Here is an 18,049-nt window from a genome sequence, read left to right as displayed (position 1 = left end):
CATGCCCCTCGGACTGCTCCGGCGGCGATTCAGGAATGCCCCCGGGAGCGCCGCGGGCCTCGCGCTTCCCGTGCCGGCCGGTGCGGGCGTCGTCGTCCGTGAGGTCCTGGACCCGGTGAGCCAGCCCCTGGGCGCCGCCGATGTCACGGTGACGGAGCTCCGCAGCCACCAGGTCGCGGCCCGTGGCACCACGGACCCGTACGGCCTGTTCATGGCCACCCTGCCGCCCGGCGGCTACAGCCTCATGGTCGTGGCGCAGGGGCTGGAACCCCACCGGGAGACCATCGAAGTCGTCGCCGACGCGGGCCTGTCGGCACAGAAGGTATGGCTCCAACCGGGCCGCCAGGCCGACCTCCCGGTCCCCGGCACCTGGCTCTTCGACCCGCCGCACACGGCGATCCGCTTCATCGCCAAGCACGTCGGCATGGCCCATGTGCACGGCCGTTTCGAGCGGTTCGAGGGCGGCATCCAGATCACCCCCGAGATCACCGACTCCCGCGTCCATGTGCGTATCGACGCGTCCAGCATCACCACGGGCAACAACACCCGGGACACCCACCTGCGCTCGGCCGACTTCCTCGACGTCGACCACTTCCCGTACATCGACTTCCACAGCACCCGCTTCGCCTACAAGGGCGGCAGCAAGTGGACCCTGCTCGGCACGCTGACCATGCACGGCGTCAGCCGCTCGGTGTCGCTGGACACCACCTACCTGGGCATGGTCAACGGCGGCTACGGCGAGGAGCTGCGCTGCGCCGCCCTGGCCAGGACGGAACTGCACCGCGAGGACTACACCCTCAACTGGCGTTCCATGCTGGCCCGCGGCATCGCGGTGGTCGGCCCGACGGTCCAACTGGAGCTGGACGTCCAGGCGATGTACCGCACGCACGACACGCCCACGCCGCCCGAGTAGAGCGTTGCCCGCCATCGCCGGATTCGTCGTCCGGTGGTACGGCAGCGCGATCACCGTCTGCGACAGCGTCCGCCCCCGGCCGCGCCGCCAGGTCGCGTCGTCCACACCGAGGGACTCCCGGAACACCTCCCGTGCCTCGGCGGGCAGCAGATTCCAAGCTTCTCCTTGGTCGGTGCGCCGTTCGTCATGCTCCACCCGCTTGGACGCCGGCCGTGCCTCCGCCCATCCGTGCTGTTCGAGACCCCGGGCGCCGCTCGGAGCCTCCCGGCCGAAGAGGCCGTCGAAGCGCATCGGCTGCTGGAGGCGGGCGGTCCCCGGGGACGAGTGGTGCTCACGTTCTGACCGTGCGAGCCGGCGTATCCATCAGGTCAAGCGTCCCGGACTCTTGACTCGGAAAGCCGCCGCCCCGATCCTCGTCCCAGATATTGCGCCGGTCATGACAACCCCATGAGTTCATCAACGCCCTTGGGCTCATCGCCTCCTGGGCCTGTCGAGAGCCTCCTGGGCCCGTCGACCGCGCCATTCCGCCGACCGAGGGACGTGGGCAGTGACGCCGACCCGACGCTCGTACCGCCGACGCAAGAACGTCACCGTGCTGTCGCTGCTCCTGTTGGCGCTGGCCGTAGTCCTCGGCCCCACGCCGAGCTCGGCGGCCGGCAACGACTGGTGGAACCCCACCGCGCGACCCACCCCGGACGTCCAGATCAACGTCACCGGCGAGCCCTTCACCGGCACCGACTCCGCAGGTGAAGTACGGGGGTTCGTCGACGCGCACAACCACCTCTTCGGCAACGAGGCCTTCGGCGGACGGCTGATCTGCGGCAAGGTCTTCTCCGAGAACGGCGTCGCCGACGCGCTCAAGGACTGTCCGGAGCACTACCCCGACGGCACGCTCGCGATCTTCGACTACATCACCCACGGCGGCGACGGCAAGCACGACCCGGTCGGCTGGCCGACCTTCAAGGACTGGCCGGCCTACGACTCGATGACCCATCAGGCGAACTACTACGCCTGGGTGGAGCGGGCCTGGCGCGGCGGGCAGCGGGTGCTGGTCAACGACCTCGTGACCAACGGCATGATCTGCTCCATCTACCCCTTCAAGGACCGCAGTTGCGACGAGATGACCTCGATCCGGCTGCAGGCGAGGATGACGTACGCGCTCCAGGACTACATCGACACGATGTACGGCGGCAGCGGCAAGGGCTGGTTCCGGATCGTCACCGACAGCGCGCAGGCGCGTGAGGTCATCAAGCAGGGCAAGCTCGCCGTCATCCTGGGCGTCGAGACCTCCGAGCCCTTCGGCTGCAAGCAGATCCTCGACATCCCGCAGTGCAGCAAGGCCGACATCGACAAGGGACTCGACGAGCTGTACTCCCTCGGTGTGCGCTCCATGTTCCTGTGCCACAAGTTCGACAACGCGCTGTGCGGCGTCCGCTTCGACTCCGGCGGCCTCGGAACGGCCATCAACGTCGGCCAGTTCCTGTCGACCGGCACCTTCTGGCAGACCGAGAAGTGCACAGGACCGCAGCACGACAACCCCATCGGCAACGCCACGTCCGAGGCGGAGGACGACCTGCCGGCCGGCGTGGACGTCCCCTCGTACGACTCGGACGCGCAGTGCAACAAGCGCGGGCTCACCGACCTCGGCGAGTACGCCGTGCACGGCATGATGAAACGCAAGATGATGCTGGAGATCGACCACATGAGCGTCAAGGCGGTCGGCCAGGCGCTGGACATCCTGGAGTCCGAGTCCTACCCCGGTGTGCTCTCCTCCCACAGCTGGATGGACCTGAACTGGACCGAACGGGTCTACGCCCTCGGCGGATTCGCCGCCCAGTACATGCACGGCTCCGAGGCCTTCGTCACGGAGGCGGCCCGCACCAAGGCCCTGCGCGACAAGTACGACGTCGGCTACGGCTTCGGCACCGACTTCAACGGCATCGGCGACCACCCCGCCCCGCGCGGAGCGGACGCCACCAACAAGGTGACGTACCCGTTCAAGAGCGTCGACGGCGGCTCCGTCATCGACAAGCAGACGTCCGGCGAGCGCACCTTCGACATCAACACCGACGGCGCCGCACACGTCGGCATGATCCCGGACTGGATCGAGGACATACGGCAGGTCGGCGGCCAGAGCGTGGTCGACGACCTCTTCCGGGGCGCCGAGTCCTATCTCGACACCTGGGGCGCGACCGAGCAGCACCAGGCTTCCGTCAATCTCGCCAAGGGGCAGACGGCGACGGCGAGTTCGTCCGAGTCGAACCCCTTCACCAGCTACCAGCCCGGCCGCGCCGTCGACGGCGACGACGCAACCCGCTGGGCCAGCGACTGGAGCGACGACCAGTGGTGGCAGGTCGACCTGGGCTCGACTCACCTGGTCGGCAAGGTCACTCTGGACTGGGAGCGGGCGTACGGGAAGTCGTACCGCATCGAACTCTCCACGGACGGCACCACCTGGACGACCGCCTGGTCCACCACCTCCGGCGACGGCGGTCTGGACACGGCCAAGTTCACCGGCACACCGGCGCGTTACGTCCGTGTCCATGGCCTCGATCGCGGCACCGACTGGGGATACTCGCTGTACGAGGTCGGGGTCCACAGCGCTTGAGGCAGGGGTTCACGCGACATGGCACGTATGCCGTCGGTGCAGCGGCGCGAGCAGCTGACCGAAGCCGCGATCAGGGCGATGGCCCGGGACGGTGTCGCGAAGACGACGACCCGGTCCATCGCCGCCGAGGCCGGCGTGTCCCTGAGCGTCTTCCACTACTGCTTCGAGTCCAAGCAGGCCCTGGTCGAGTCCGTCATCACGACCCTCACCGATTCCTCGGTGACCGTGGTGAGGGAGGCGCTCCGGCCCAGGGCCACGCTGGAGGAGACCGTCCGGGCCGGCTTCCAGGCGTACTGGGACCATGTCCGCGCGCACCCCGACGCCCACATGCTCACCTACGAACTGACCCAATACGCCCTGCGTGAGCCCGGGTTCGAGCATCTGGCCCGACGGCAGTACGAGCTGTACGGCATCGCGTACGCCGAGCTGATCGAGCAGCTGCGCGCGAGCCGGGACCTCGAACTCCGGGTGCCCGTCTCGGTGTTGGCCCGCTATCTGGCCGCCGTGACCGACGGGCTGACCCTCAACTACCTCGTGCTGGGCGACGAGTCGGCCTGGACCGACATCCTCGACACGGTCACCGCGCATATCGCGGGTCTCGTGGCCTGATCCGGCCGACGCCTTGACGTGTACTTGGCGAAGTGGCTTCATGGGAGCGCTCCCATATTTCCCCGTCCATCCTCCGATGCCTGAGTTTCTTGGCGCTCACTCCCTGGAGCCGCAGTGAGAAGAACAAGAAGCACAACCCGCAAGCACCCTTTATCCGGCCTGCTGACCATGCTGGCGGCCCTGCTCGGCCTCGCCCTCGTCGGCGCCGCGTTCCCCGCGGTGGCCCGCGCCCAGTCGCCCGGCGTCCAGGCCACCGGCCTGCACATCAGCGACGGCCGGCTGGTCGAGGGCAACGGCAACGACTTCGTCATGCGAGGCGTCAACGCAGCCCACACCTGGTACCAGGGCAAGACCGAACAGTCGCTGGCCGACATCAAGGCGCTGGGCGCCAACACGGTCCGCGTCGTCCTCGCCGACGGCCACCGCTGGGCCGCGGACAGCGCCTCCGACGTGGCCGACGTCATCGCCCAGTGCAAGGCCAACCGGCTGATCTGCGTCCTGGAGGTGCACGACACCACCGGCTACGGCGAGGACAGCGCGGCCGGCACGCTCGACGAGGCGGCCGACTACTGGATCGGCCTCAAGGGCGTGCTGGCCGGCCAGGAGAACTACATCGTCATCAACATCGGCAACGAGCCCTGGGGCAACACCGACCCCGACGGCTGGACCGCCCCGACGATCGCCGCGATCAAGAAGCTGCGCAACGCCGGCCTCGAACACATGATCATGGTCGACGCGCCCAACTGGGGCCAGGACTGGCAGGGCGTCATGCGGGCCAACGCCCAGTCCGTGTACGCCGCCGACCCCACCGGCAACCTGATCTTCTCGATCCACATGTACAGCGTCTTCGACACGGCCGCGGAGATCACCGACTACCTCAACGCCTTCGTCAACGCCAAACTGCCCCTTCTCATCGGCGAGTTCGGCGGCCCCGCCGACCAGTACGGCGATCCCGACGAGGACACGATGATGTCCGCCGCCCAGCAGCTGAAGCTCGGCTATCTGGCCTGGTCGTGGAGCGGCAACACCGACCCGATCCTGGACCTGGCACTCAACTTCGATCCCACCCAGCTCAGTTCGTGGGGGCAGCGCGTCTTCAACGGTGCGAACGGGATCGCCCAGACCGCCAAGGAAGCCACCGTCTTCGGCGGCGGAAGCTCCGGCGACACCCAGGCGCCGACCGCTCCCGGCACCCCGACGGCCTCGTCCGTGGCGGCGACCTCCGTCACCCTCACCTGGACCGCGGCCACCGACAACGTCGGCGTCACCGGCTACGACGTCGTCCGTGTCGGCGGCGGCGACGAGACCAGGGTCGCCACCTCCACCACCAACGGCGCCACCGTGTCCGGACTGACCGCCGAGACGGCGTACACCTTCGCGGTCTACGCCCATGACGCCGCCGGCAACCGCTCCACCCGCTCGGCCACGGTGAACGTCACCACGGACAAGGCCCCGACCACCGCCTGCGCCGTCGGCTACCGCGTGGTGGGGGAGTGGCCGGGCGGCTTCCAGGGCGAGATCAGGATCGGGAATCCCGGCAACGCGGCGATCAACGGCTGGACGCTGGGCTTCACCTTCGCCGACGGGCAGACCGTCTCCACCATGTGGGGCGGCACGGCCGCGCAGTCCGGCGCGGCGGTGACCGTGACTCCGGCCTCGTACACCACCAGCATTCCGGCCGGCGGTTCGGTCACCGTCGGGTTCATCGGCAGCAAGGGCGCCGGCAACACGGCCCCGACCGCGTTCACGCTCAACGGCAGTACCTGCACGGCGAGTTGACCGCTCCGGTCGGCGAGGGCGGGTGCTCTCGCCGATCAGTCGTTTCCCTTCTCGCCCGCCAACTGATCCGCCAGACAGGCCAGATACAGGGCCACGGTGGTGCGGTACTCGCGCAGAGGGCGGCCGGTGATCTGCTCGATCTTGTTCATGCGGTAGATGACCGTGTTGCGGTGGATGTGCAGGGTCTCCGAGGCCCGGACCAGGTTGAAGCCGCTCTCGCACCAGGCGGTGATCGTGTCGCGCAGGGCCGGCCAGTCCGGTTGGGCGCGCAGGTCGGCCGTGGTGAGGTCGAGCAGCCGGTTGCGGGCGGGTTGCCCTACGGCCGCGAGGAGTTGGTGGACCCGTAGGTCGGTGATGACATGGACCGTCGAGCCGTCCGTCAGCCGTGAGCCGAGGCGGAGCGCGTCGCAGGCGTCCTGGTAGGAGTCGTGCAGTCCGCCGATGGAGGACGCCTGTTCGCCGATGCCGGCGCGGGCGGTGAGACCGTCCTGGGCGGCGATGACGTCGGTGACGCGTCGGCAGGAGGCGCGCAGGGACGTCGTGGGAGTGCGGTCCGGGACGCGGTGCAGGACGCCGATCCAGCCGGGGGCCGTGGAGGCGACGATGTCCTGCGGGTCGGCGAAGACCTCACGGACGGTGCGCAGGAGTTCCGAGCGGACCAGCGCCATGTCCTGCGTCGGGGCGCGGTGCCGCCGGGCGGCCGCGCCGGGGACGGTCACCTCGATGGCCACCGCCACCCGGGACAGGCGCAGGTCGAAGCCGAGTTCGGCGGCGCGGAACGTCAGGAACTCGCCCTCGACGACCTGGGGGTCGTAGGAGGCGATGTCGGTGAGGAGTTTCTCGGCGGCCCGCTCGGCCAGCAGGCGGGAGCGCAGCATCACGGACTCGCGGAGCAGGATCTCCGTCTGGCGCTTCACCAGCAGGCCGAAGCGGCGCACCTGGGCGGGCGTGCCCGTGATGCCGACCGTGCCCACCGCCCGTCCGCCGGTGACCAGGGGGAGAGTGCAGCCGGGGCGCACCCCGCGCAGCTGCTGGGCCTGCGAGGCGGTGTGAGTAGCGGGCTCCTGGGTGCGGATGACCTCCACGGACGCCTCGTGGAAGCTGCCCACGCGGCTGGTGTCCCCGCTGCCGATGACCATGCCGTCCGCGTCGGTGATCAGCACGTTGAAGCCGATGACGGCGGAGGTGTCCGCGGCGATCTCCTGGGCGAGCGACGGGCTCAGCACGGTGTTCCTCCCGCCGGGGACGTGGGCCGATTGGGCGCACCGTACAGGGGAGGGGGCGTTTTCGGCCACAACTTCGTACGGAGTGACCGGTGACGCCTGCCGCGTCGATCTCTAGCGTATGGCCCCAATCAGATCCCCGCCGAGGGCACAGCGCGGTGAACGGCGGGTTCCTTCAGCGCCCAGACGGAAGGCCCGAGCCATGATCCGTGCGCGTTCCCTGATATCCGCTTTGTCCACACTGCTGTTGCTTTCCTCGGTGGCCGCCTGCGGCTCCGGCGGCGACGGCGCCCCGAAGAACGTCTCCGCCAAGACCGCCGCGCTGGGCACGCTCACGCCCGGCGTCATCAAGGTCGCGGTCGAGCCGTACGCCCCGTACACCACCGTCCGCGGCGGCAAGATCGTCGGCCTGGACGGCGACATCCTCACCGCCATTGCCAAGAAGCTCGGCCTCCGGATCAAACCGCAGGTCACGGACTTCGCCGGCATGCTGGCCGGCGTGCAGTCCCGCCGGGTGGACATCACCGTCGGCGGCGTGGCCTGGTCCGCCGAGCGGCAGAAGCAGGGCCTGTTCACCGACCCGCCCTACTACTCGCCGCCCGCGATGGCCGTGCGCAACGGCAAGACGTACAAGACGGTCGACGACCTCAAGGGCCACAACCTGGGCACCGTCGAGGGCTATGTCTGGGTCAAGTCCATCCAGTCCGTCCCCGGCGCCAAGCTGCACGCCTACCCCGACGCCAACGGCGTCTTCGACGACCTCGGCGCCGGCCGCATCGACGTCGGCTTCCTCGACCCGCTGATCATCATCGCGGCGCAGAAGCAGCGCCCCGACCTGAAGATCAGCACCGAGTACCTGACCCCGCCGAGCGCCGCCGAGGTCAAGGCCAAGCCCGCCTACCAGTACTTCCAGCCGTACCAGACGGGCTTCTATCTCCCCAAGCAGGCAGGCAAGTTGGAGAAGGCGATCTCCGCGCAGATCGACGCCATGTACGCCGACGGCGAGATGGCCAAGCTCGTGAAGAAGTACGGCGGCACCCCGGACCAGTTCCTCAAGCCCGCCGCCGATGTCGCCACCGCCCGCCGGGGCGTGGACCGGCCCAGCGACTGGACGCCGCCGTCCATCGGCAACTGAGGGGATGACATGTCCGGTCTCTTCCAGGTCCCCTGGTCCGACTACCGCTCCGACCTCCTCGACGCCCTGTGGCGCACCGTCTCCTACACGGTGGTCAGCTTCGTCGGCGCCGTGCTGCTCGGCCTCGCCGTCGCGCTGCTGAGGCTGAGCAAGGCCTGGCCCGCCCGGGCCGTCGCCGCGGTCTACACGGAGGTGTTCAAGAACGTCCCGCTGCTGGCCATCATCTTCCTGACCTACTTCGGCCTCGCCTCGGCCGGCATCCGGCTCGATGTGTTCACGGCCGGCTGCCTGAGTCTGGTCGTCTTCTACGCCGCCTATCTCTCGGAGATCTTCCGTTCGGCGATCGGCGGGGTGCACGCGGGTCAGACCGAGGCGGGCGAGGCGCTGGGCCTGGGCCGGGCGGGCATCTTCGTGCACGTCGTACTCCCGCAGGCGGTGCGGCAGGCACTGCCCGGCACCAACACCATGCTGGTCGACCTGTTGAAGTCCACCTCGCTGCTGGTCACCGTCTCGGCCGCCGAGTTGATGTCGGAGGGCCGGCTGATCACCTCGGAGACCTTCCGCGCCCTGGAGGTCTACCTGGTCATCTCCGCCCTCTACTTCGCCCTGTGCTACCCGCTCTCCCAGCTGCTCCTGCTGCTGGAGCGCAAGGTGCGGGCCGGTGTCCCGTTGTCGCCCCGGCGTCGGCGGCGGGTGCGCGCGGCCCGTGCGCTGCTCGCCGCCGACCTGCCCACAGCCGCCGACCGGAAGGAGGCAGTCGTATGACCGAGCCCGTCACCACGGCGAGGACCGCCCCCGTGGCCCGCACCGAAGCGGTGATCCGCATCGACGGGCTGAGCAAGTCCTTCGACGGCCGCCTTGTCCTCGACGACGTGAGTCTGGAGGTCGACCGGGGTCACATCGTCAGCGTCATCGGGCAGAGCGGTGGCGGCAAGACGACCCTGATGCGCTGCGTCAACCTGCTGGAACGGCCCGACCGGGGCACGGTCGAGGTGGCCGGTGAGGTGGTGCACGCCGACGGCCGGACCGTCTGCCGGGACCTGCCACGGCTGCGCCGTACCGTCGGCATGGTCTTCCAGAAGTTCCACCTCTTCCCGCACCTCACGGCCGTGGAGAACATCGTTCTTGCCCAGCGCAAGGCAGGCGTCCCCGAACCGGACGCCCTGGAGCGGGCCGTCGCCCTGTTGCGCCGGGTCGGCGTGGCCCATCGCGGGCTCGCCCTGCCCGACCAGCTCTCCGGCGGTGAGCAGCAACGGGTCGCCATCGCGCGCGCCCTCGCGCTCAAGCCGGAGGTCCTGCTCTTCGACGAACCGACGTCCTCCCTGGACCCGGAGTCCACCCGCGAGGTGCTCACCGTGATGCGCGAACTGGCCGCCGACGGCATGACCATGCTGCTCGTCACCCATGAACTCCCCTTCGCCCGTGAGGTGTCCGACCACGTCGTCTTCGTCGACGGCGGCCGGATCGTGGAGGCGGGACCCCCGCAGGAGGTCCTCGACCGGCCGGCCCAGGCCCGCACCCGGGAGTTCCTCTCTTCCTACGGAGACCCGTCATGAGCGATGCCGTGGTCGGTGACGGGCCGGTCGTGGTCGTCGGCGGCGGTGTCGTGGGCCTGTGCACCGCCTACTACCTCGCCCGGGCGGGCTTCCCGGTCGAGGTGGTCGAGCGGCGCGGTCTGGGCTCCGGTGCCTCCCGGGGCAACGCGGGCTGGGTCTGCCTCAGCCACTCGACGCCCGTGCCCGCGCCCGGCGTGGTGCGCTACGCCCTGCGCTCCCTGGGCCGCCCCGACTCACCTCTGTATCTACGGCCGCTGCCCGACCCGGCGTTCGTGCGCTGGCTGTGGCGGTTCTGGCGCTCCAGCACACCGACCGCCTTCCGGCGCGGGTACGCGGCGATCGCCGAGCTCAACCGCGACACCTTCGATCTCTTCGACGGTCTGCGCGAGGCGGGCGTCGACACCACCCTGACCCGCCCCGGCATGGTGCACGCCTTCCTGTCACCGGCCGAGGCCCGTCATCACCTGGCGCTCCAGCGGGAGATGGCGGACGGACGGTATCCGATGCCGGAGGAGGTGGTCACGGGGCACGAGGCGCCGTTGCTGGACCCGGCGCTCTCGCCCCAGGTCCGCGCCGCCTATCTCGTCGAGGGGGAGGGCGTGGTCGACCCCGAGGCGTTCGCGCGCGGCCTCGGCGAGGCGCTGGTCGCGGCCGGGGTGAAGGTCCACGAGAACACCGAGGCCCTCGGCTTCCGCACCACCGGGGGCCGGGTCACGGCGCTGCGCACCGCACAGGGCGAGATTCCCTGTTCAGCGGCGGTCGTCGCGGCGGGCATGCGGTCGGCGGGCCTGCTCGGCGCCCTGGGCCGGCCGCTGCCGCTCCAGGCCGGCAAGGGCTACAGCTTCTCGGTGGACCTCGACCCGGCGCCCCGGCACACCCTGTACTTCGGTGAGCGCAGGGCGGTCGCCTCACCCATCGGCGCCACCACCCGGATCGGCGGCACCATGGAGCTGAGCGGCAACAACAACCGGCTCGACTGGCGCCGTGTCGTCGCGGTGGCCCTGGCCAGTCGGCACTACCTGGGCCGGTGGTTCGAGGACCCCGACGACCTCGTCGGCCAGATCCGCGACCCCTGGGTCGGCGGCCGGCCCTTCCTCCCCGACGGCCTCCCGGTCGTGGACCGCCTCCCCGGCTGCGCCAACGCGTTCGCGGCCACCGGCCACGGCATGCTCGGCGTCACCCTCGGGCCCGTCACCGGGCACCGGCTCACCGAGTACATCCGCACGGGTCGTCGGCCGGAGGCGCTGGTGCCGTTCCGGTTCGAGCGGCTTCGGGGGTGAACGCGGGCCGCTCAGCCGGAGTTCGACATGTGCCGGGGTGTGAAGGCCTGCCTCGCATCCCTGCACAGGGGTTGTCCGTACATTCGCTCCGTGTCTAGGGTCTGCCCACGAGCGCAAGCGCTTTCTCGTGCTGCATGCACGGTGACCACCCCACTGGCCCCAGGGAGCGCGCATGGGCATACGAGTCAGTCATGCGTACGGCGAGCACCTCGCGGTCGCGGCGGCGGACGGAACGGAGATCTTCCGGTACGTCTACCGCCCCGACCCCGAGCCCTTCGAGTCCCGCAAGCCCTACGCACATCCCGTGCGCACCCTTGCCGGGCGGACGGTCACCGCCTACCGGCCCAGCGACCACCGTTGGCACAAGGGCCTGCAGATGACGGCCAGTCATCTCTCCGGCCAGAACTTCTGGGGCGGCAACTCCTATGTCCACGGGCAGGGTTACCTGGCCCTGCCCGAACGCGTCGGCTCGATGCGGCACGACGGATTCGCCGAGGTCGAGGCCGACGGCGAGCGGCTCGATCTCTCCGAGGACCTCACCTGGATCGCGTTCGGCGGTGCGGAGTGGGCGCGCGAGCGGCGCGCTGTCGCCGTCCACTCCGTCGACGAGGAGTCCGGCGCGTGGGCGCTGGACTGGTCGATCCGGCTGACCAACGTCCGCGACAAGCCGCTCCTCTTCGGCTCACCCACCACCGCCGGCCGTGAACGCGCCGGCTACACCGGCCTCGGCTGGCGCGGCCCCCGCGACTTCACCGGCGGCACGGTCTTCGCCCCCGACTCGGACGCCGACGTCGGGAAACTCAACGGCTCGCAGAGCCCCTGGCTCGCCTTCACCGCCGAACACGACGAGGTCGACGCGCACTCCACGCTCGTCTTCGCCCACGCACCCGAGAACCTCGACGAGAAGTCGGCCGGCCACGAGTCGCACTGGTTCGTGCACGCGGAGCCGTTCCCGATGGTCGCCTGCTCCTGGGCGTACTTCGAGGAGTTCGAGCTGGCACCCGGCGAGTCCTTCGCCCACCGCTACCGCGTCCTCGTCGCCGACGGTGCCTGGGACCGCGACCGTGTCGCCGCGCACCTGGCCGGTCTGGCGTGGTGACCGGCGTGCTCTGATCAGATCCGACCCAGGAGAGGAGAAGTGACCTCGGCATGCCCGGACACAGGACAAAGGGGTTCTGCGCGTCGGCCGCCGCACTCGCGCTGTGCGCGGTGCTGGCCGGCTGCGGGGGATCCGGGGAGTCGGCCGGCGGCGGCAAGGTCGTGCTGCGCTACACCTGGTGGGGCAACCCCGACCGGGCGGCCCGCACCGAGCAGGCCGTCGCCCTGTTCGAGAAACAGCACCCCGACGTGCGGGTGCAGACCTCGTTCTCCGGCTACGACGCCTACAAGCAGAAGCTCGCCATCCAGGCCACGGGCGGCGACGCCCCCGACGTCATGCAGCTCGACTACCGCCAGATCGACCAGTACGCCTCAGGGCATGTCCTGCTCGACCTCGGCAAGGTCGAGGACACCCTGCGGACCGGCGAGATCGACCCCGGTCTGCTCGCCACCGGCCGGGTCGACGGCAAGCAGTACGCGATCCCGCAGGGCCGCGGCACCGAGACCGTCGTCTACGACGTGAAGGCGTGGAAGGCTTCCGGGGTCCCGCTCCCGCGCAAGGGCTGGACCTGGAGTCAATGGGCCGACGACATACGGGAGTTGGCCAGGAAGACCGGCAGACCCGGCGCCACCGACCCCGGCCAGAGCGAGGACGCCTTCGAGGTGTGGCTGCGCGGCCGGGGCAAGGCCCTCTACACCAAGGACGGCGGACTCGGGTTCACCGCCGACGACCTGGCCAAGTGGTGGACGTTCACCGACCGGTTGCGCCGCGAGGGCGCCGTCTCGCCCGCCGAGCAGACCACCCAGCTCGACGGCTCGGTCGAGAACACCCCGCTCGGCCGCGGCAAGGCCACCGCCGACTTCAACTGGGACGCCCCGTCCAGCGGTTACCTCGCCCTCATCCCCACCGGAGTCGCCCTCGCCCCGATGCCCTCCGGCGACGACGGCACGCCCGGCCAGTACTTCAAGCCGTCGATGTTCCTCGGCATCGGCGCCCACACCGGCCACCCCCAGGAAGCCGCCCGACTCATCGACTTCCTCCTCAACGACAGCGGAGCGGCCAAGATCCTCGGCGCCACCCGCGGCATCCCCGTCAACGAGACGATCCGCGAGCGAACCGCCTCTGAGCTGAAGGACTTCGACAAGACCGTCTCCGACTTCCAGGCCTCGCTGGAGGGCACCCTCAAGGACCCGCCACAGGCCCCGCCCTCCGGCGACAACGCCCTGCAGACCACCTTCCAGCGCGACTACGACCAGGTGTCGTACCAGCGCATGTCGCCCCGCGAGGCGGCGAAGAACTACGTCACCGAGGCGAAGGCGGAGCTGAGGTCATGACGACGACACAGACACCTGCCGCCCCGCCGGCCCGGGCGGCGGCCCCGACGAAACGACGGCCGAAGCGCCAACGGGAGGGCGCCGCCTGGGTGTTCCTCTCCCCGTGGGTACTCGGCGCGACCGTCCTCACCCTCCTCCCGATGGTCGTGTCGCTGTATCTGTCGTTCACCGACTACGACCTGTTCAACCCGCCCCACTGGGTGGGCCTGCGCAACTACGTCCAGATGTTCACCGAGGACCCGCGGTACTGGCGCTCGGTCGTGACGACACTGACGTACGTCGTGATCGCCGTACCCCTGCAACTGGCGCTCGCGCTGGTCGTCGCGCTCGCCCTGAAGACCATGAGGCACGGGAAGGGCTTCTACCGGTCGGCGTTCTACGCCCCCTCACTCCTCGGCGCCTCGATGTCCATCGCCCTCGTCTGGCGGGCCCTGTTCAACGACGGCGGCACGGTGGACCACCTGTTCGGCAACGGCGGTTGGATCAACAGACCGGGCTGGTCGCTGCTGGCCGTAGCACTGCTGACGGTGTGGCAGTTCGGCGCTCCGATGGTCATCTTCCTCGCCGGGCTGCAGCAGATACCGGCCGAGCTGTACGAGGCGGCGGCCGTCGACGGGGCCGGCAAAGGGCGGCAGTTCGTCTCCGTCACCGTGCCCATGCTGTCCCCGGTGCTCTTCTTCAATCTCGTCCTGCAGACCATCCAGGCCTTCCAGGTGTTCACGCCCGCCTTCGCGGTCAGCGCCGGCAAGGGCGGACCCGCCGACTCGACCCTCGTCTACACCCTCTACCTCTACGACCGCGGCTTCGTCGCCTCCCACATGGGCTACGCCTCCGCCATGGCCTGGGTGCTGCTGCTGGTGATCGGCGCCGTGACCGCGGTGCTGTTCCGCACCTCACGCTCCTGGGTCTTCTACGCCTCCGAGGGGGACCGATGACCACGACCGCCTCAACTGCCGTGTCCCGCAAGCCGATTCGCTGGGGACGTGTCGCCGTGCACCTCGGCTGCCTGGCCGCCCTGCTCGTCATGCTCTACCCACTGGCCTGGCTGCTCGCCACGTCGCTCAAGCCGGCGAACGAGGTCATCGCCAGCCTCGACCTCCTGCCCAGCCACCTGGAATGGTCCAACTACAAGACCGCCTTCGAGGGCGTGAACGACGTCTCCGTCTGGCGGCTGCTCGGCAACTCCCTGCTGATCGCGGGCGGCGCGGTCCTCGGCAACGTCATCAGCTGCTCGCTCGCCGCCTACGCTTTCGCCCGTCTGCGCTTCCGGATGCGGGGCCCGCTGTTCGCCTTCATGATCGCCACGATCATGCTGCCGCATCACGCGGTGCTGATCCCGCAGTACATCATCTTCAACAAGCTGGGCCTGGTGAACACCTACTGGCCGCTGATCCTGCCCAAGTTCCTCGCCACGGAGGCGTTCTTCGTCTTCCTCATCGTGCAGTTCATGCGCGGCCTGCCGCGCGAGCTGGAGGAGGCGGCCCGCATCGACGGCTGCGGTCCGTTCCGCAGCTTCTTCAAGGTGATCCTGCCGCTCACCCGCCCCGCGCTGATCACCACCGCCATCTTCACCTTCATCTGGACCTGGAACGACTTCTTCACCCAGCTCATCTACCTCTTCGACCCGGACAAGTTCACCCTCACCCTCGCGCTGCGCTCCTTCGTGGACGCCTCCAGCCAGTCGGCGTTCGGCCCGATGTTCGCGATGTCGGTGATCGCACTGCTGCCGATCGTGCTGTTCTTCCTCGCCTTCCAGCGGTTCCTGGTGGAGGGCATGGCCAGTTCCGGACTGAAGGGGTGAGGGCCATGCGTACCGCACGAGAGCCGGGCGAGGTCTTCGGCCCGCGGATGACCCTGTTCGCCGACGTCCTCAGCATCGGCCTCGCCACCGCGCTGGTCTGCCTGCCGCTGGTGACCGTTCCGGCCGCGCTGTCGACGGCGTGCGCGGTGCTGCGGGGCGCGGGGGAGGACCGGCCCGCCACCGCGGGGCGGTACGTCGCTCTGCTACGGCGACGGGTGCGCCTCGGCGACCTGGCGGCGGGCGTGGTCGCGCTCGCGGGCACGCTGCTGTTCGCCGCCGACCTGGCGCTGGCCCGGGCCGGGCTGCCGGGAGCGCCCGCCTTCGCGGTGCCGGCCGCCGCCATCGGGGCGACGGCGACGGTCGTGGGCCTGCGTGCGTGCGCCCGCCCCGAGTCGCTCACCGACTGGCCGGCCGCCGTGCGCGAGGCCGCCCGGGAAACCGTGCGCGACCCGGGCGGCAGCGGCCTGGTGCTGCTCGCCGTGGTGACCGCAGCCCTGTGCGCCTGGATGCTGGTGCCGCTGGCGTTCCTCGCGCCGGGTCCGCTGGCTCTGGCGCTCACGGCGGTCGACGTACGTCATGCGCGGGTCAGGTGACGCGGCCCACCACATGACGCAGGAAACCGGCGGCCGTCCCCCCGTCGCACACCCGGTGGTCGAAGGTCAGCGACAGCTGGACGACCTTCCGCACCTCCACCCTGCCGTCGACCACCCAGGGCCGTTCCGTGATCCGACCGACGCCGAGCATCGCGGCCTGCGGGTGAGGGAGGATCGCGGTGACGCCCCCGACCTCGAAGACACCCCGGGTCCGCCCTACGGGCGGACGACGGGACTTTCGCAACAGGCCCTGGCCATAGATCGTGCCGAACGCCATTGATGACTTGCGGGAATGAGGATGGCTCCCCGCCGCGTTCGCCCCACTGGCACCCTTACGCCTCCGACTCTCCCAGGAGACCTCTCGCATGCCGGAGCTGGAGATCGATGCCGTCGTCTTCGACGTGCTGGGCACGCTGGTGGACGAACCCGCAGGCCTGCGCGCCGGCATCCGCGCCCTCGCGCCCTCGCTCGACGACCCGGGGATCGAGCAGCTCCTGTCCCTCTGGCAGCGGCACATCGAGTCCGAGCAGCGCCGCGTCGTGGACGGCGACCGGCCCTACGCCACCAGCGACGCCCTCGACCGGGAAGCCGCCCGAATCGTCGCGGACGCCGCCGGAGTCGACGCCCCGACCGCCGTGGCGACACTGGCCAGGTCGGCGCGACGCCTCCCATCGTGGCCCGACACCGTGGCCGGCCTGGGCCGCCTCGGCGAACGATTCCCCCTCATCGGCCTCTCCAACGCGAGCCGCACGGCCCTGCTGGGCATCAACGCCCACGCCGGACTGCGCTGGCACCAGGCCCTGTCCGCCGAGGACGCCCGCACCTACAAACCGGACCCCGCCGTCTACCGACTGGCGGTCACCGTCTCCGGACGCCCACCCCACCGGCTGCTGATGGTCGCCGCCCACGCCTGGGACCTGCGCGGAGCCCAACACCTCGGCCTGCGCACCGCCTACGTCGCCCGCCCGGTCGGCGACCCACCCGCCGCCTCGGACCGGTTCGACCTCTACGCCGACGACCTCGCGGACCTGGCCGGGCAACTCGACGCCTGACCTCAGCCGGTGAGGTGCCGTGGCCCGCCGAAGATCCCGGACAGCCGACGGTACGAGTCCAGCAGCGCCGCACGGTCGTACGTGCTCGTGGTGACCAGCACCTCCTGCGCGCCCGTCTCCTTCAGCACCGTCTCCAGTTCGTGGGTGACCTGCTCCTCGGTGCCGGCGATGTGTCCGCTCAGTCCGGCCTCGTAGAAGCCGCGCTCCTTCCCGGTCATCGCGAGCCCCTCGACACGCTCGGCGGGCGGAAGGGGCGGGAAGGTGCCATGGGTGCGGGAGTGCGCCATCGACCAGGCCTCCGGGATCAGCAGCCGCCGGGCGTCCGCGGGGGTGGCGGCCACCGCGATCGTGCCGGAGATGATGACGTACGGCTCCCGGGCCCAGAGGGAGGGGCGGAAACGGGCGCGGTAGTGGTCGATGCCGCGCTGCATCTTCTCCCGGTTGCGGAGGTCGCCGATCACCATCGGCAGGCCCGCACGCGCCGCGATGTCGGCGCCCTCGCCCATCGCCAGCACGAACGCCGGCACCGTCAGGCCCTCGGCGGGGCGGGCGTGCACGCCCGTGACCGAAGTGCCGCGAAACCAGCCGAGCAGCTCGTCGAGTTGCCCGGCGAAGTCCTCGGCGTCTCCCTTGTCGCGCCCCAACGCCCTGCGCACCCCGTCGGTGAACCCGACGGACCGGCCGAGCCCCATGTCGATCCGCCCGGGGAAGAGGGACTCCAGCACCCCGAACTGCTCGGCCACGACCAGCGGTTGGTGGTTCGGCAGCATGACTCCGCCCGTGCCGATCCGGATCGTCCGCGTCGCACCCGCGACGGCGGCGGCCAGCACGGTCGGCGCGGAGCCGGCGACCCCGGGCACGCCATGGTGCTCCGAGACCCAGAACCGGTGGTACCCGAGCCGTTCCAGCTCCTGCGCCAGCCCCACGGTGTCCCGGAGCGCCTCCGCGGTCGAGTGGCCCTCGCGGGTGCGGGAGCGGTCGAGGACGGAGAAGCGGGTGGCGGCGATCACGGAACTCACACCGGCTTCAACAACCGCGGCGGCGCCGCATTCCCGCCATGGCGCTCC

The 18,049-nt window shown here is 70.3% G+C and carries 16 protein-coding genes and 2 pseudogenes; 14 read left to right on the top strand and 4 right to left on the bottom strand.

What is annotated here, in order from left to right; genetic code table 11:
- Position 1 precedes the first annotated feature (1 nt).
- Entirely contained in the window at positions 2-913 is a 912-nt protein-coding gene (locus tag ACWC09_RS31710) for a YceI family protein (protein WP_450854348.1), read from the top strand.
- Here the strand turns inward: ACWC09_RS31710 and ACWC09_RS31705 are convergent.
- A pseudogene (locus tag ACWC09_RS31705) lies at positions 878-1,072 on the bottom strand (phosphotransferase); the annotation flags it as partial. The gene ACWC09_RS31710 and the pseudogene ACWC09_RS31705 sit on opposite strands and share 36 nt — an antisense overlap.
- 388 nt (positions 1,073-1,460) lie before the next feature.
- On the opposite strand from ACWC09_RS31705, the gene ACWC09_RS31700 reads away from it, so the two are divergent.
- From ACWC09_RS31700 to ACWC09_RS31690, 3 genes are all read left to right on the top strand, one after another.
- Complete coding sequence (locus ACWC09_RS31700) at positions 1,461-3,521, top strand: galactose-binding domain-containing protein (protein WP_450854347.1); 2,061 nt, start codon at positions 1,461-1,463, stop codon at positions 3,519-3,521.
- A gap of 18 nt (positions 3,522-3,539) precedes the next feature.
- The gene (locus ACWC09_RS31695; RefSeq protein ID WP_450854346.1) at positions 3,540-4,130 is read left to right on the top strand and encodes a TetR/AcrR family transcriptional regulator; all 591 of its coding nucleotides are present in this window, start codon (positions 3,540-3,542) and stop codon (positions 4,128-4,130) included.
- A 168-nt stretch (positions 4,131-4,298) separates the two neighbouring features.
- Complete coding sequence (locus tag ACWC09_RS31690) at positions 4,299-5,909, top strand: cellulase family glycosylhydrolase (protein ID WP_450854345.1); 1,611 nt, start codon at positions 4,299-4,301, stop codon at positions 5,907-5,909.
- Positions 5,910-5,944: 35 nt separating this feature from the next.
- On the opposite strand, the gene ACWC09_RS31685 is transcribed toward ACWC09_RS31690, so the two are convergent.
- Complete coding sequence (locus ACWC09_RS31685; protein WP_450854344.1) at positions 5,945-7,135, bottom strand: CdaR family transcriptional regulator; 1,191 nt, start codon at positions 7,133-7,135, stop codon at positions 5,945-5,947.
- Positions 7,136-7,364: 229 nt separating this feature from the next.
- On the opposite strand from ACWC09_RS31685, the gene ACWC09_RS31680 reads away from it, so the two are divergent.
- From ACWC09_RS31680 to ACWC09_RS31640, 9 genes are all read left to right on the top strand, one after another.
- The gene (locus tag ACWC09_RS31680) at positions 7,365-8,267 is read left to right on the top strand and encodes a substrate-binding periplasmic protein (protein ID WP_450854343.1); all 903 of its coding nucleotides are present in this window, start codon (positions 7,365-7,367) and stop codon (positions 8,265-8,267) included.
- Between the two features lie 9 nt (positions 8,268-8,276).
- On the top strand, positions 8,277-9,032 hold the full coding sequence (locus ACWC09_RS31675) for an amino acid ABC transporter permease (RefSeq protein WP_450854342.1): 756 nt from the start codon (positions 8,277-8,279) through the stop codon (positions 9,030-9,032).
- The gene (locus ACWC09_RS31670) at positions 9,029-9,823 is read left to right on the top strand and encodes an amino acid ABC transporter ATP-binding protein (RefSeq protein WP_450854341.1); all 795 of its coding nucleotides are present in this window, start codon (positions 9,029-9,031) and stop codon (positions 9,821-9,823) included. Before ACWC09_RS31675 ends, ACWC09_RS31670 begins: the two co-directional genes overlap by 4 nt.
- Positions 9,820-11,103 (top strand): NAD(P)/FAD-dependent oxidoreductase, encoded by a 1,284-nt coding sequence (locus ACWC09_RS31665; RefSeq protein ID WP_450854340.1) that lies wholly within the window; start codon positions 9,820-9,822, stop codon positions 11,101-11,103. The genes ACWC09_RS31670 and ACWC09_RS31665 overlap by 4 nt, the downstream gene beginning before the upstream one ends.
- A gap of 172 nt (positions 11,104-11,275) precedes the next feature.
- On the top strand, positions 11,276-12,202 hold the full coding sequence (locus ACWC09_RS31660; protein WP_450854339.1) for a DUF6807 domain-containing protein: 927 nt from the start codon (positions 11,276-11,278) through the stop codon (positions 12,200-12,202).
- A gap of 50 nt (positions 12,203-12,252) precedes the next feature.
- Entirely contained in the window at positions 12,253-13,536 is a 1,284-nt protein-coding gene (locus ACWC09_RS31655) for an ABC transporter substrate-binding protein (protein ID WP_450854338.1), read from the top strand.
- Positions 13,533-14,471 (top strand): carbohydrate ABC transporter permease, encoded by a 939-nt coding sequence (locus tag ACWC09_RS31650; protein WP_450854337.1) that lies wholly within the window; start codon positions 13,533-13,535, stop codon positions 14,469-14,471. The genes ACWC09_RS31655 and ACWC09_RS31650 overlap by 4 nt, the downstream gene beginning before the upstream one ends.
- Positions 14,468-15,337, top strand: a complete 870-nt coding sequence (locus ACWC09_RS31645) for a carbohydrate ABC transporter permease (RefSeq protein ID WP_450854336.1) — start codon at positions 14,468-14,470, stop codon at positions 15,335-15,337. The genes ACWC09_RS31650 and ACWC09_RS31645 overlap by 4 nt, the downstream gene beginning before the upstream one ends.
- 5 nt (positions 15,338-15,342) lie before the next feature.
- Positions 15,343-15,930, top strand: a complete 588-nt coding sequence (locus tag ACWC09_RS31640; protein WP_450854335.1) for a hypothetical protein — start codon at positions 15,343-15,345, stop codon at positions 15,928-15,930.
- Here ACWC09_RS31640 and ACWC09_RS31635 read toward each other — a convergent pair.
- Positions 15,923-16,135 (bottom strand): annotated as a pseudogene (locus tag ACWC09_RS31635) (2-oxo acid dehydrogenase subunit E2); the annotation flags it as partial. The gene ACWC09_RS31640 and the pseudogene ACWC09_RS31635 overlap by 8 nt on opposite strands.
- 160 nt (positions 16,136-16,295) lie before the next feature.
- On the opposite strand from ACWC09_RS31635, the gene ACWC09_RS31630 reads away from it, so the two are divergent.
- Positions 16,296-16,982, top strand: coding sequence for a haloacid dehalogenase type II (locus ACWC09_RS31630; protein WP_450854334.1), 687 nt, complete (start codon positions 16,296-16,298; stop codon positions 16,980-16,982).
- Between the two features lie 2 nt (positions 16,983-16,984).
- Here the strand turns inward: ACWC09_RS31630 and ACWC09_RS31625 are convergent, their stop codons facing one another.
- On the bottom strand, positions 16,985-18,001 hold the full coding sequence (locus tag ACWC09_RS31625; RefSeq protein ID WP_450854333.1) for an LLM class flavin-dependent oxidoreductase: 1,017 nt from the start codon (positions 17,999-18,001) through the stop codon (positions 16,985-16,987).
- Between the last annotated feature and the right edge of the window lie 48 nt (positions 18,002-18,049).

The sequence above is a fragment of the Streptomyces sp. NPDC001617 genome (assembly GCF_053596855.1).
This window is presented reverse-complemented; position numbering and strand designations above follow the sequence as displayed.